Origin of the sequence: Micromonospora sp. NPDC049645 (assembly GCF_040675155.1) — a bacterium.
Classification (GTDB): domain Bacteria; phylum Actinomycetota; class Actinomycetes; order Mycobacteriales; family Micromonosporaceae; genus Micromonospora.
In genome coordinates this window covers 17,330-31,244 of sequence record NZ_JBFAOI010000030.1, presented here as the reverse complement: position 1 = coordinate 31,244, position 13,915 = coordinate 17,330, and the positions used below count along the sequence as shown (strand labels likewise).

Annotated in this window: 13 protein-coding genes; 3 read left to right on the top strand and 10 right to left on the bottom strand. The window is 71.7% G+C overall.

Annotation, left to right across the window (positions count from 1 at the left end; genetic code table 11):
• A partial coding sequence (locus AB0J33_RS30775) for an endo-1,4-beta-xylanase (RefSeq protein WP_363618596.1) occupies window positions 1-903 on the top strand: 903 nt, incomplete at its 5' end.
• Between the two features lie 75 nt (window positions 904-978).
• Here AB0J33_RS30775 and AB0J33_RS30770 read toward each other — a convergent pair.
• The 8 genes from AB0J33_RS30770 to AB0J33_RS30735 all read right to left on the bottom strand — a co-directional run bounded on the left by AB0J33_RS30770 (window position 979) and on the right by AB0J33_RS30735 (window position 9,407).
• Window positions 979-2,457 carry a hypothetical protein gene (locus AB0J33_RS30770; protein WP_363618594.1) on the bottom strand — a complete coding sequence of 493 codons (1,479 nt, stop codon included), beginning with the start codon at window positions 2,455-2,457 and terminating at the stop codon, window positions 979-981.
• Window positions 2,458-2,476: 19 nt separating this feature from the next.
• Window positions 2,477-3,055, bottom strand: coding sequence for a DUF3558 family protein (locus AB0J33_RS30765; RefSeq protein ID WP_363618592.1), 579 nt, complete (start codon window positions 3,053-3,055; stop codon window positions 2,477-2,479).
• A 26-nt stretch (window positions 3,056-3,081) separates the two neighbouring features.
• A complete protein-coding gene (locus tag AB0J33_RS30760) occupies window positions 3,082-3,627 on the bottom strand; it encodes a hypothetical protein (RefSeq protein ID WP_363618590.1) in 546 nt (181 codons plus the stop codon).
• The gene (locus tag AB0J33_RS30755) at window positions 3,624-3,908 is read right to left on the bottom strand and encodes a hypothetical protein (RefSeq protein ID WP_363618588.1); all 285 of its coding nucleotides are present in this window, start codon (window positions 3,906-3,908) and stop codon (window positions 3,624-3,626) included. The genes AB0J33_RS30760 and AB0J33_RS30755 overlap by 4 nt, the downstream gene beginning before the upstream one ends.
• A gap of 47 nt (window positions 3,909-3,955) precedes the next feature.
• On the bottom strand, window positions 3,956-6,706 hold the full coding sequence (locus AB0J33_RS30750) for an AAA family ATPase (RefSeq protein WP_363618586.1): 2,751 nt from the start codon (window positions 6,704-6,706) through the stop codon (window positions 3,956-3,958).
• A 78-nt stretch (window positions 6,707-6,784) separates the two neighbouring features.
• The gene (locus AB0J33_RS30745) at window positions 6,785-7,972 is read right to left on the bottom strand and encodes an HD domain-containing protein (protein ID WP_363618584.1); all 1,188 of its coding nucleotides are present in this window, start codon (window positions 7,970-7,972) and stop codon (window positions 6,785-6,787) included.
• Complete coding sequence (locus AB0J33_RS30740) at window positions 7,969-8,604, bottom strand: hypothetical protein (protein ID WP_363618582.1); 636 nt, start codon at window positions 8,602-8,604, stop codon at window positions 7,969-7,971. Before AB0J33_RS30740 ends, AB0J33_RS30745 begins: the two co-directional genes overlap by 4 nt.
• Window positions 8,604-9,407, bottom strand: a complete 804-nt coding sequence (locus AB0J33_RS30735; protein ID WP_363618580.1) for a radical SAM protein — start codon at window positions 9,405-9,407, stop codon at window positions 8,604-8,606. Before AB0J33_RS30735 ends, AB0J33_RS30740 begins: the two co-directional genes overlap by 1 nt.
• A 518-nt stretch (window positions 9,408-9,925) precedes the next feature.
• Here AB0J33_RS30735 and AB0J33_RS30730 point away from each other — a divergent pair.
• Window positions 9,926-11,101, top strand: coding sequence for an MFS transporter (locus AB0J33_RS30730; RefSeq protein WP_363618578.1), 1,176 nt, complete (start codon window positions 9,926-9,928; stop codon window positions 11,099-11,101).
• The gene (locus tag AB0J33_RS30725; RefSeq protein ID WP_363618576.1) at window positions 11,098-12,057 is read left to right on the top strand and encodes a glycosyltransferase family 2 protein; all 960 of its coding nucleotides are present in this window, start codon (window positions 11,098-11,100) and stop codon (window positions 12,055-12,057) included. Before AB0J33_RS30730 ends, AB0J33_RS30725 begins: the two co-directional genes overlap by 4 nt.
• A gap of 37 nt (window positions 12,058-12,094) precedes the next feature.
• Here AB0J33_RS30725 and AB0J33_RS30720 read toward each other — a convergent pair whose 3' ends face one another.
• Together AB0J33_RS30720 and sthA are read right to left on the bottom strand one after the other, a co-directional pair.
• Window positions 12,095-12,382: a hypothetical protein gene (locus tag AB0J33_RS30720; RefSeq protein ID WP_363618574.1), complete on the bottom strand. Its 288-nt coding sequence runs from the start codon at window positions 12,380-12,382 to the stop codon at window positions 12,095-12,097.
• 98 nt (window positions 12,383-12,480) lie between these two features.
• Window positions 12,481-13,884 (bottom strand): Si-specific NAD(P)(+) transhydrogenase, encoded by a 1,404-nt coding sequence (gene sthA / locus AB0J33_RS30715; protein WP_363618572.1) that lies wholly within the window; start codon window positions 13,882-13,884, stop codon window positions 12,481-12,483.
• Window positions 13,885-13,915 lie beyond the last annotated feature (31 nt).

Here is a 13,915-nt window from a genome sequence, read left to right as displayed (position 1 = left end):
GTGAATGAGGCGTTCGCTGATGGTAGTTCGGGTGCGCGTCGGGATTCGAACTTGCAGCGTACCGGTAACGATTGGATCGAGGCGGCGTTCCGGGCTGCGGATGCGGCGGATCCGAACGCGAAGCTGTGTTACAACGACTACAACACGGACAACTGGACGCATGCCAAGACGCAGGCGGTGTACAACATGGTGCGCGACTTCAAGTCGCGTGGTGTGCCGATTGACTGTGTGGGGTTCCAGTCGCATTTCAACAATGACTCGCCGTATGTGAGTAACTACCGCACGACGTTGTCGAGTTTCGCGGCGTTGGGTGTGGATGTGCAGATCACCGAGTTGGATATTCAGGGTGCGCCGGCGAACACGTACCGCAGTGTGGTGGAGGACTGTCTGGCGGTGGCGCGGTGTAACGGGATCACGGTGTGGGGTATTCGGGACAGTGATTCGTGGCGGGCTTCGCAGACGCCGTTGTTGTTCAACAGCAACGGGTCGAAGAAGGCGGCGTACGACGCGGTCCTCGCCGCGTTGAACAACGGCACCACGCCCACCGACCCGCCGACCGACCCGCCCACCGATCCGCCGACCGACCCGCCGACCACCCCGCCTCCGGGGCAGGGCGGCTGCACCGCGACGGTGTCGGTGAACCAGTGGACCGGTGGCTTCGTGGCCACGGTGCGGGTGACCGCCGGCTCGTCGGCCATCAACGGCTGGACGGTCACGATCGGCCTGCCGTCCGGCGCGACGGTGACCAACGCGTGGAACGCCAACCGCAGCGGTAGCACCGGCACGACGAACTGGACCAACGTGGCCTACAACGGCCAGGTCGGCGCCGGCCAGTTCACCGAGTGGGGATTCCAGGCCAACGGCACCGCCGGCAGCCTCAGTCCCACCTGCTCGGCGGGCTGACGGAAGTTGGCCGGTGCGGAGGTTGCCCGACCTCCGCACCGGCCGATCCACCCGCCCCCGTGGCCGGGTGGGGTATCAGGTCTTGCAGATCTTCTTGTCCGGCTGGATGTCGAGTTTGTTGAACACGTTGTCGACCTTTCCGATGCCGGCTTTCGCCTCGATCGGCGCGGCGTTGATCAGGTCGAGGAAGGCGTTGATCACCGTCGCCAGGCCGGCGGGGATGGTGTAACCGACGCCGTAGTCGAGATACAGGCCGAGCTGGGTGCTGCGGCACAACGCGATCGGCGCGCCCAACGCGGAGCCGACGGTCAGCCCCACCGTGGCGGTGACCGTCGCGTACAACCCGGCGGTGAAGCCGAGCGCGCCCAGACCGGCTCGGAACGCGGCCTGGTAGTGGACGATGATCCCGTTCACACCGACCGACGGGCCGGTGATCGAGTCGGTGATGCTGTTGCGGACGCTGAGGTTCCAGGGCTGGGTGACGCCGAACGCGCCGTCGGTGTAACCGAAACCGACCGAGCCACCCAGCGACCACTCGCCGGCCGCCCTGATGTTGCCGTCCTTGGCGCTGAAGGCCGTCTGCACGCCAATCAGCTGGTTCGCGGTGACCGAGAACGGCACGCCGAGGATCTCGCCCACCGGCACGCTGAAGTCCAGCGGGACGGGGATGCGCTTGTTGATGTTCTGCCGCCGGTCGGTGGCCCCCGCGATCTCGATCCGCAGCCCGGCCATCCCGGCGATCCGCAACTCCGCCCGACGCACCGTGGCACCGCGGATCTCCAGGTGGAAGCGGGCCGTGGGGTTTCTCATCAGCAACGTCGCCGTGCCCACGACGCGGATCCCGCCGCCGTCGTAGCTGAACCGCGCGCCCACCCCGCCCGCGCAACAGATCGGGGTGACGGCGAATCCGGCCACCCGCCGTTCAGCGGTGACGGCCCCCGCCCCCAGCGCGCTGACCGGGCCGGCGACCGGATGCCGCTGCCGGTCCTCCGGCGCCGGCCCAGGCATCGGCAGGGCGATCGGCGTGGTCGCGCCCGCGCCCCCGGAGCCCTCGGTGGCGGCGTCGTACTCGGCCCAGAAGGGCGCGCCCGCGTCGTGGCGGGTCGGGTTCGCCAGCGAGACCGGGCCGTCGCTGGCGAAGGTGCCGTCGCTGATCACGTCGGTGATGTCCACCGGTCCCAGGGTCACCGCCAGGTCGTCGGCGTCACGGCGGACGTCGAGTACCCGCCCGACCGCCCGCCCGGTGAGGAACATGACCCTGCCCCGGGCGAGCTTGTCCGCGCCCTCGGCGTCGGGGTCGATGCGCCAGGTCAGCGCGTCCTCGGAGAGCCCGCGCACCGACCCACCCCCGCCGCCCACGAACACCACGTTCGGTTGGTACGTCACCCGCGGATCCGGCGCGGGCGCGGCCCCGTACCGCTGATCGCCCGTGGCCTCACCGGCCGGCGGGCGGGGCGGCGTCGGGGCGGCGTCACCCCGCTGGCAGGCCGCGACGAGCAGCAGGGTCACGGCCAGCAGCGCGGTCGCCGGTCGCCGCCGTGAACCGGGTGTCACCACGTCGTCTCCCCGCCCCTCAGAGGCGGCCGGCGGCCGTACGGGCCACGGCTTCCAGGGCCTTGCGGTACGTGGCCGGGTCCTCGCTGCGGACCAACCGGACGCACGCCCACACCCCGCCCTTACTGACGAACACGGTGCCGTCCTCGGCGTACGCCTCGTCGCCCGCGCCGCTGATCGGCGTCAGCTCGTGCCCAAGTTCCCGGTCGATGTCGAGGAACTTCTTCGCGCCGTCGCCGACGTACACCTCCACCTGGGCCGTCGGCCCGGTCACCGGCCCGGTGTAGGTGCAGGTGTCCCGGTCCTCCGGCTTCTCCAGCGGGTCCTCCAGGCGGGTACCGGCCAGCTTCTCGGCCTCCTGCTTGGTTACCAGCGTGCAAGCGTCGACGGTCACCGCGGCCGGCGGCGTGTCCGTCGTCCCGGCCGGTGCGGACGCACCGTCGGGTGTGGCCGGCGCGCTCGACGCCGCGGCGGCCGGTGCGGCGCCGTCGTCGTCTGCGCCGCCGGCCTTCCCGCAACCGCCGAGCGCGGTGAGCGTCGACAGCGCGGCCACGGCGGCGAGGAGCCGGACGGACCGGCGGGTTGCGAGGTGGGTCATCGTGGCTCCTGGTCGTGGGTCCGGTGTCACAGCGGAAGGGCGTCGAGGACCTTGCGCAGCGTCGGCTCGTACCCGCCGGGGCGGGCACCGATCTGCTGGAAGCTGCTCAGGATCACGGTGTAGCTGCCCTTGTCGCCGACCACGACCGTCTCGCCCCCGATGTCCTTGACCGCGAGGTACGCCTTGCGGCCCTTGTCGACGTCCTTCACCTCGCGGTACGCCTTCGCGGCCTGCTCACGCTGGTAGTCGTAGGTGGCGTCGCCGGCCAGCGTGGAGGCGGTGGTGATGGTGAGCGCGGCGACGCCCTTGCCGTCGCCGAACAGGCAGCTGCCCTGGTCCTGCATCGGTTGGCCGACGAGGTCGGAGACCTGGGCCGCGATGAACGGGCACGACGGTGGGGGCGCCGCCACCGGCAGTTCGCCACCGTCGGCGTCGGCCCCGGCGTCCGCTCCGGCATCGGATCCGGCGCTGGCTCCGGCGGCGGGAGCGGGCTCGTCGTCGGAGCCGCACGCGACGAGCGGAAGGACGAGCAGTGCGCAGAACAGGGGGGCGATCAAACGACGTACGGTCATGGTTTCCTCGCCTGTCGTGGAATGTCCTGGTCCGTTGGGCCGGCCGTTGGTGGCAGGACCCACCGGGCCGGGATCAGCCGGTCGACCCGCCACGCGGCGGCCGCCGCAGCGGCGGCGACCACGTCCGCGTCAGGGCCTTCGACCAACGCGATCACGACCTCGTCGGTGGGTAGCCGGAGGGCGGCCACCAGCCGGCAGTCCGCCGTGCCGAGCGCCGGCAGCGTGGCGTCCGCAGCGGGAGAGCGGTCGTACTGCTCCAGGGCGAACAGGTGGCCGGTCATGTGATCGAGGCTAGGTCGGCACACCCGGCGAGGAATCGGGCGTTTCCCTATGCTTGCGTGTCCGCCCTGGTCATCGCGGCGCCCAGCTCGGCGCGGGTGGAGATGCCGAGCTTGCGGTAGATCCGGGCCAGGTTGGCCTCCACCGTCTTCGGGCTGACGAACAGCTCGTCGGCGATCGCCCGGTTGGTACGCCCGCGCGCCGCCAGCCGCGCGACCCGCTCCTCGGTGGCGGTGAGGTGCCGAGGCGTCGGGGCGCGGCCACCGACCCGGGCCAACTCGGCCCGGGCACGGTCCGCGAACGCCTCCGCCCCGATCGCGCCGAACTCCGCGACCGCGGCCTCCAGCGCCTGCCGCGCCGGCAGTTTGCGGCGCGACCGCCGGTGCACGACGCCGGCCACCAACAGGCAACGCGCGCGGTCCAGGGGCAGCACCTGCGGCGCGACGGCGTCGCGTGCCGCCGCCAACTCCCGCAGCGCCGCCTCGGGATCGCGGCCGGCGGCGCTGTCCAGCAGGGCGCGGGCCCGGGCGGTGCCCAGCGTCGTCCAGGGACGCGGCAACCGGCGGTGCCGGGCGGTCAGGCGCTCCAGCACGGCCGCCGCCCGGTCCAGGTCACCCGCCCCGACGCACGCCTCGATCCAGTCCGGCTCGAACCGCATGGCCAGTGGTTCCACCAGCCCGTTCGCGTCGATGGTCGCGGCCAGGCTGGTGTACGCGGCGGCGGCCTCGGCCATCCGTCCGGCGGAGAGGGCGACGAACCCCGCCAACTGCTGGTGGATGCGCCGGCACCAGTCGTCGTCCAGTTCGTCGGCGGTCCGCAGGCCGGCCTCGGCCACCACTGACGCCTCGGTCAGGCGGCCCCGATGGGCGTCCAGCAGGGCGGCCAGCCAGGTCTCACCGACCAGACCGGTGCCCAACTGGTCACCGAGGTCCCGGGCGGCGGCGATGTGCCGTTCGGCCTCGTCCCACCGCCCGGCCAACAACTCCGCCTCGCCCAGGTGGGAGAGCAGCTCGTGTTGCAGCGGCTCGTCGCCGCGCGCCTCCGCGCGGCCGAGCATCCGGTGCAGCCGCCGCCGGGCCCGCTCCGCGTCGTCGATGGACTTCCACCAGATCGCCGGCACCGTGCTCGCGAGCCAGGACGGCTCGTCGCCCTCCAGGGCGAGGGCCCGGTCCAACAGGTCGGTTCGCGGTGCCCGCCCGAGTCGTACCTCCTGGAAGAACAGCAGGACGAGCGCGGCGGCGAGCAGGTCGTGGTCGTCGTCGCGGCCGTCCAGCAGCGCGGCGGCGGCCTCGGCGTGCGCGCGGGCCGACTCGGTCCGGTCCTCGAAGACCGCGAGGTGGGCGTGGATGCGCCCGGCCAGGGCCGAGTCGGGCCGTGCCGCCGCGAGTGCCCGGGTGCCGTTGTCGACCGCCACGCGGTTGGCCTCCCCACCGGACCAGGCGACAGCGGCGCGCAGCAGCAGCGACTCCGCGCGGATGTCGCCGTCGAACTCGAGCGCGACCGCGTCCGCCGCGCGCCGGGCGGCCGGGAAGTCGCCGCTGTCGAACCGGCAGCGCGCCGCCGCCAACCGCCGTTGACCCAGCCGGACCCGATCGTCGGGCGGGGTGAGTTCGGCGGCCCGGTCGTGCAGGTCGGCGGCGAGGTCGGGCGCGCCCCGGCCGTGCCAGCGCTCGGCCGCGGCGGCGAGGGTGTCGGCGACCACCGGGTCCGGGTCGGTGGCGCACAGCGCGAGGTGCCGGGCTCGCTCGTCGGGATCGGTCAGTAGGTCGGCCAGCCGTCGGTGCAGGCGGCGGCGGACCCCCGGCGGGATGCCGGCGCGGACCGCCGCCGCGTGCACCGGATGGGTGAACCGCATGGCGGTCGGGGTCACCACGACCAGCCCGGCCTCCTCGGGCGCGTCGAGCGCGGCCGTCGCCACCCCGGCCGCCCTCAGGTCGGCCAGGGTGGGCACGCTGAGCAGCGCGGCCAGGCGTACCGCTTCGCGGCTGGGCGGCGGAAGTCCGGCGACGACGTCCGCGAGCAGGTGGTGCATGGACGCGGCCACCGGCAGGTCGTCACCGGGCGCGGGTTGGCGCGGCAGGCGTTGCACCGCGCGGACCACCTCGATGGCCAGCAGCGGGTTGCCTCCGGCCTCCCGCGCGACCCGGACCAGCATCGGCCGGGTGAGCGTGACGCCGAGGTGGTCACGCAGGACGTGGTGCAACGCGCCGACGTCGAGGGGCGGGATCTCGATCCGGGCGGCCGGGCCACCGTCGCGGACCTCGTCGAGCCCGAGTGGTACGGCCTGCGGGGCGCCGCGACCGTGCCGCCGGCTCACCAGGGTGGCCAGGCCGGTCAGCCGGCGCAGCGCGTAGCGCAGGGCGCGTTCGCTGGGCCGGTCCAGCCAGGGGGCGTCGTCCACCGCGACGAGGACCCCGGGGTGGGTCTTCGCGGCCGTGGCGACCTCCAGCAGCGACCGGGTGGCCGCCCCGACCACCCGGACGTCGACCGGTTCGTGGGCGTCACCGGAGAGCAGGACGACCTGAGCGGCCGCCCGCTGCGGCCCGGGTAGCGCGGCGACCCGGTCGCCGAGCGGACCGAGCAGGTCCGCCAGGGCCGCGTACGGCAGCTCGGCCTCGACCTCGGTGGGCGCGCAGCTGAGCACCAGCCACCCCGCCTGCGTGGCCCGCGCGACGAGCGCCCGCCACAGCTCGGTCTTGCCGATGCCGGCCGGTCCTTCCAGCAGCACCGCCCCGGGGCGGCTCAGCAGGTGCCAGGCCCGGTCGAACACCTCGTCCCGCCCGACGATGGCGCGTCGCATTCCGGAATTCTGGCAGCACGGGCCGCGACGGGCCATCCCGCCGACGGGTGACCGGTGGCCCACCGGCCGGGCCGCCGGTCAGCCGGCCAACATGCCTCGCGCCTGGGCGTCGTCGATCAGCGCGGCGGTCAGCGGCCACAGGTCCGGCCAGTGCTGCCGGATCGACGCGGTGACCCTGCGCTCCTCCGCCGCGCTGGTCCCGCGGCGACGCCACACCTGACCGTCACCGGCCCAGTGCAGGAGCACGGGCTGGAGGCGGTCGATCGCCTTCGCGAAGCGGGCCTCGGCGGTCTCCGCCGCCTCGAACTCGTGCCACAGCGCGTGCAGGTCTGCCGCCTGGCCGGCCGGCAGCCGACCGAAGACGCGAGCCGCCGCCTCCGCCTCGCGCGCCGCGACGTCGGAACGCCCGTCGATGTTGTAGACCGGCACGTCGCCCGCCTCGATCTCGACGAGGTCGTGGATGGCGAGCATGGTCGTGACGCGACAGTGGTCCAGCCCTGGCGCCAGGACCGGGCCGAGGACCGTCACCATGAGGCCGAGGTGCCAACTGTGCTCCGCGCTCGACTCGCTCCGCGCGTCGGTCAGCAGCCGGTTGAGCCGGTCGACGCCGGTCAGGCGGTGGGCCTCCACCAGGAAGTCGAGTCGTGCCCGCAGGTCCGGCTCCAGTGGTCGGTCGGCGAGCGCGCCGGGCATCGACCAGGTCGCCGCCGTGTCGGTGCGGTGTTGCAGGACCCGATTGGACTGGTAGAAGCTCTCCACGCTGCCCGGCTGCCACCAGCCGGGCAACTCGTCGCCGGCGAGGAGGTCCGGCCGGTGGAACGGCACGAGGCCGGAGTCCAGCCGGGTGCCCAGATCCGCCGCGACGCCGGTGGACCCGTCCGTGGGCCGGCGCAGGCGGATCAGCTCCGAGCCGGCGAACCAGGTGCCCAGCCGCACCAGCGCCCGGCGTACGGCGATGTCCTGCAGGTGGGTCGATCGGCCGCGCTGGACGGTGTAGTCCAGACCGGACTCGGTGTCGGCGGATTCGTGGTCCCAGACGTCACGGGCCGTCGACACCAGGGTCTCCAGCAACCCGGGGTGAGCGGTGAGGTGGGCGACGTAGGCGTCCTCGTACAGCGCCACGGCGGCGGTCTGCTCGTGCAGGGCCGGGCCGACCCGCCATCGCAGCCGCCAGTTGCCGCTGCCGTACCGGGCGTCCCACTCGGCGTGCCGGGCCGCCCGGCGACTGCCCAGGTGGCCCGGCGGACCGACGGTGACCCAGGTCATCTGCCGGGTACGAAGGTCGGCATGCCAAGGGTCGGGAGAGCGGAGGGGTCGATGTTGCCGATCCGGTGGTCACTGCCTTTCGGGCGGACGACCACCGCGTCGGTTTCCAGCAACGGCATGGTCAGGTCCAGGCCGTTGACCTCGGCGGTCACGCCGCTGGTCACCAGCAGGACACCGGCCGACCGTTCGTCGGTGCGGATCACCCCCTCCGAGGAGCCGTGCAGGCGTACCAGTTCGGCGTCGGCCCAGCGGCTGGACGATGCCTGCCAGGCCTTGGTGAGGTTCCAGTACTCGGTGTAGATGCGCTCCACGGTGCGCCCGGAGACAGTGGCGAAGGTGACGAACGAGGTCCGCGACGGCAGCGACCGGATGTCCAGGTCGAGGTCGTACTCCAGCGACCACTCCACGGCCATGTCGTACCCGGTGATGCCGATGTCGGCGGCGCCGTGGCCGACCACGGTGGCCACGTCGGTGCCGCGACACAGGATCAGCTCGTAGTCGTCGGAGATCGGCAGGTGGAGGTTGCGCATGTTGAAGGTGAGGTCGGGTTGGTCGACGGCGTCGCGGATCAGGTCCAACAGGGAACTGTGGATGCGGCTGGTGCTGCTGGGCAGGGCGATCCGGGTAACCATCAGGCGGCCTCCTCGACGGCGGGGATGAGCGGGATCTCGTGCCGGGGTCGCGCGAGGTATTCGATGCCCGCGGACTCGCGCAGGATCCCCTCCCAGACCGACGACGGAGGGTCGTTGCCCTCGCCCAGCCGGGGCAGGTTGCGCCGGTCCCGCAGCATCGCGTACGTGAGGTTGAACGGTCGCACCGCGAGGCGCAGGGGCAGCCCTGGCGCGATGCCGGCGAGCACGCGGTAGAGGTGTCGCATGTCGGCCTCGGGCCAGTCGGCGCCGCCGATCGCGGGGTAGAGGTCGAAGCCCAGCCGCACGGCGACGCCGAGCCCTCGTACGATGTTGTCCCAGTTCTGGGTGCCCGGTCGCGCGTGGATGGTGACGTGCAGCGTGACGTGGGGGGCGACGGCCGCCAGCCGGGCCCGGTCGGTGTCGTCGAGCGCCGCGACGGTGACCGGGAGCATGCTCGCGTTGCTCTCCACCTTGAGAATGCAACTGTCCAGCAGGTCTCGGCGGACCAGTTCGTCGTACACACCGATCAGTAGGCGGGGGGCCAGGAGCGGTTCGCCGCCGCTGATCCGCAGAATCGACAGTTGTTGACCCTGGGTGGCCATGACTGTGCGCAGTGCGACGAACTCGTCCACCAGATCAGCCGGTCCGGCGATAAACGAGTCCGCGCCGGCGAGGTGCCGGAAGTCGACGTAGCAGTAGGAACACCGGAAGTTGCACGCCGCGACCTGCGTGATCGCGGCGAGGTTGTAGTCGGTCCAATGCCCGCCCAGGTGGCTGGCCGTGGTGACCGGGCTGTCCGACAACGGCGCGTAGTGCCGGAGGTTACGGAATTCTGGAAGTGATGTCGGGAGCCGCATCCGCTGCCGTTTCACCGGCGTGAAGAGTCGGAAGAATCGATTCTGGTCGCCACCGATTTTTGTTTTTGTCAGGTCGGTGAAAGCGAATGTGTCGGGCGAGGCGTTGACGATGCGAAGAGCGCGCCTGGCCACGGGTGTCAGGTTGGACAATGCCGCGTCTGCGGATGCTGTGGACACTTTGACCTCACGTTCCACTAAGGACGGATGGTGGTCAAAAACCCTTACCAGGGACCGGTCTGGCGCAGAGCCTACTACTCTCGTGCCAGGCCGACAATCATCAAAAATTTACTATCGTTGTGCACTCTTGCTCGCGCATTGACCGAATTTCGGGGGCTCTTGTTGTGGAGTTCAAGGACTGCTAACATCGCGGCTACGCAACGATCATGGTCGCTGTGTATATGTTTCTGGGACTCCGCACTCGTCGCCATGTTGCCGCAGGATCCGGCCATTGGAAAGGATCAGGCATGCGAGCGTTGACTGCCCGCGCGGCGACGGCCTGGTGTTTCTTCGTCAGCGGGGTGACCCTGTCGTCGTGGTTCGTCCGGATGCCGGACGTACGGGACGCGCTGGCGCTCACCAACCGCGACGTCGGCCTGGCCTCCTTCGTCGTTGCCGGCGCCGCGATCCTCGCCATGCACCCCGCCGGCCGGTTCGCCGCCCGCGAGGGCACGGCGCCGCTGCTGCGGGTCAGCGTCGTGGCGTTGCCGCTGCTGCCCCTCGCGGCCACCGTCGCGCCCGGCGGCAGCGGCTTCTGGGTCCTGCTCACGGTCTTCGGGCTGACCGTCGGGGCGCTCGACGTCGCCATGAACGGTCACGCCGTGACCGTGGAACGCGTACTCGAACGACCGGTGCTCAGCGGGTTCCACGCCGCCTGGAGCGCCGGCGCGATCGCGGGCGCGGCCGGTGCCGGGGCCGCCGCCGGGGCCGGGCTGTCGCCGCGCGCGCACTTCGCCGTGGTCGGCGTGTTCCTCGTGGTGGCATCGGTGGTCGCGATCGACGGACTGCTGCCGGCCACGGTGGATCGCAGCGCGCCCTCCGCGCGCCGGGTACGCGCCCGCTGGCGGGCCGGCCTGGTGCGACTCGGTGTCCTCGGCGGTGCCTGTGCCCTCGCCGAGGGCGCGGCCCTGACCTGGAGCGCCGTCTTCATGACCGACGAGCGGAGCGCCTCGTCCGCCGTCGCCGCACTGGCCTACCTGTCCCTTGCCGTTGCCATGGCCGCAGGTCGGCTCGCCGGTGACCGCCTCCGAACCCGCTGGAGTACGGGTGGCCTGCTGCGTGCCGGGGCCTGGTGTTCGGCGGCCGCCCTCGCTACCGCCCTGCTCGTGCCGTCGGCCGCGGCCACAGCGCTGGCGTTCGGGGTCTGCGGTCTGGGCCTCTCGGTCCTGCTGCCGGTCCTGATCGGTGCGGTCGGCGAGCAGTTCGGGCGGCGCGACGGTGCGGTCGGCCCGGCCATCGCCCGATTCACCACCGTCTCCTACGCGGGGGTGCTCTCCGGGCCGGTCGTCATCGGCGCGATCACCGAGGCGTACGGACTCACGGTCGCGCTCGTGCTGCCGGTGTTGTTGCTGGCCGTGGTCGGCATCGACGCCCCCCGCGCCGTCACACCGATACCCGCCAACCAGCAGAGGCAGGCCGAATGACCGTCGAGGTGTCCGTCATCATCCCCACCCGGGACCGCCCGTCGACGTTGCGGTGGGCGTTGCGGAGTGTGGCCGACCAGGACGTCGACGGCGTCGAGTTGCTGGTCGCCAACGACGGCCGCACGGACGTGTCGTCGATCGCGGCGGAGTTCGGCGCACGCGTCGTTCCCCACGAGCCGGGTCGCGGCCCGTCCGCGGCCCGCAACGCCGCCATCGAGCAGGCCCGCGGCCGGTACACGGCCTTCCTCGACGATGACGACCTCTACCTGGACGGGCACCTGCGGGCCGCGCTCGACCGGCTCGAGTCGGGTGCGGACCTCGTCTACACCTCCGCCGTGGTGGCGCCCCGGCGCGTGCGCCCGGGGGCGATCGACCTCACGGGCTTCCCGGTCGCCTTCGACCTGCCCCTGCGCCCCGAGTTCCTGGGTGTCACCAACTTCATCGCGGCGTCGGCCGTGGCCTGTCGTGACGTACGTGCGATCGGGGCACGCTTCGACGAGGACCTGCGTGTGGAGGAGGACTGGGACATGTGGCAGCGGCTGGTCATCGGTCACGGTTACCGGATCGCGCACCTGAACCGGCCGGCGGTCGTCTACCACCGCATCGCCGACGTGCCGAGCGCGACGACGGCGGTCCTCGGTGACGTCGAGGTGCACCGGATGTTCTTTGACGCGTACCGCACCATCACCACCCGGTGGCCGGTCCGGGCCGGCTCGCCGGCCGCGCGCTACCGCGACTGGATGCGCTACGTCTACCGGCTGGTGTTCGACCGCCTGGAATCCGGACGACCACCGCACCTGCACTGGTACGAGCGCTGCCTGCGGGTGCTCTTTGACGCCTTCACCGGCGCCGCGCCCGAGGCGCGACTGCCGGGCGCTCTCGCCGAGGCCGTCGACGCCGAAGGGCCTGGGAGCCGGTACGGTCACCAAAGTCAGGAAGGCCAACCGCAGCGGTAACACCGGCACGCCGACCCCTGCGTCGTGGAACGCCTGGTCAGTCGCCGGAGAAGCCCCAGAAGTAGATTTCCGATGGCGTGCCCTGCCCGTCGTGCAGGACCGCGCAGCGGCCGAACCAGCGGCGCGCGGCCAGCCCCTCGATCGCGTCCAGGTGCTCGCGGGTGAGCCGCTCGGTGCCGGCGTGGCGCAGCGCCTCGGCGGCGCTCACCGGCTCGACGGTGCCGTAGTCGGGCCCTTTCAACCCTCGGGTCAGGACCCGGTGGACGTCGAGGATAGAGTGGGTGCCCGACTCCTGCATCCATTCGTCGTTTAACAGCTCCTCCATCGTGGCGGGCCCACCACCGCCTCTTTCCTCCAGTAGCACCAGTGCCGGCACCCATAGCGGGCGGCACCGACATCGGTGGCGGGGCAGATCGGTGGTGGCTAGCCGTCGATGCGGGTGATGTTGCGGATCTTGTTGGACGCGTCCAGGGCGGCGACCTTGTACGCCTCGGCCAGCGTCGGGTAGTTGAACACCGCGTCGATGAGGTAGTCGATCGTGCCGCCGCAGCCCATCACCGCCTGCCCGATGTGGACGATCTCGGTGGCGGCGGTGCCGAACACGTGCACCCCGAGCAGTCGCCCGTCGTCGGGGGAGACGAGTAGCTTCAGCATGCCGTACGAGTCGCCCACGATCTGACCGCGGGCCAACTCCCGGTACCGGGCGATGCCCACCTCGAACGGTGTGGAGCTTTCGGTGAGTTGCGCCTCGGTCTGCCCGACGAAGCTGATCTCCGGAATCGTGTAGATGCCGATCGGTTGCAGGCCGTGCATCTCCCGGATGGGTTCGCCGCAGGCGTGTTGGGCGGCCAGCCGGCCCTGCTCCATCGAGGTGGACGCGAGCGCGGGAAAGCCGATCACGTCGCCGACGGCGTAGATGTTCTCCACCGGCGTGCGGTAGTTGGGGTCGACAGCGATCCGGCCGCGTCGGTCCGCCTCCAACCCGGCCGCCTCCAGAGCCAGGTCGTCGGTCTGGCCCTGTCGGCCGGCCGAGTACATCACCGTGTCGGCAACGATTTTCTTGCCGCTCTTGAGGATGCACAGCGCGGCCGTCTGGTGCTTCTCCACGGCGGCGACCTCCTCGCCGAAGCGGAACGCCACGGACAGGTCGCGCAGGTGGTACTTGAGCGACTCGACGATTTCCTCGTCGCAGAACTCCAGCATCCGGTCGCGGCGTTCCACCACGGTCACCTTCGTGCCGAGGGCGGCGAACATCGAGGCGTACTCCATGCCGATCACTCCGGCGCCGACCACGACCATGCTGCGGGGGACGGCCTGGAGGTTGATCACGCCGTCCGAGTCGACGATCGTGCGATCGTCGAAGTCGACGCTGTCCGGGCGGGCCGGACGGGTGCCCGCGGCGATGATGGCCTTGTCGAAGGTCACCTTGGACTCGTGGCCGGAGCCACCGTCGACCCAGATCGAGTGGGCGTCCGCGAAACGCCCGGTGCCGGTGATCATCGCGACCCGGTTGCGGGCCAGTTGGTTGCGGATGACGTCGGTCTGCCGGGTGATGACGTGCTGGGTCCGGGCGGCCAGATCGCTGACGGTGATCTCGTCCTTGACCCGGTAGCTGCTGCCGTACAGGTCCCGCTGGCTCAGGCCGGTCAGGTAGAGCACAGCCTCACGCAGCGTCTTGGAGGGGACGGTGCCGGTGTTGATGCACACCCCACCGATCATGTCGCGGCGGTCCACGATGCCGACCCGCCTGCCCAGCTTGGCGGCGGCGATCGCGGCCTTCTGACCACTGGGCCCGGAACCCAGCACCAACAGGTCGTAGTCATACACGACGGTTAGCGTCGCAAGATGTCGCGCCGCG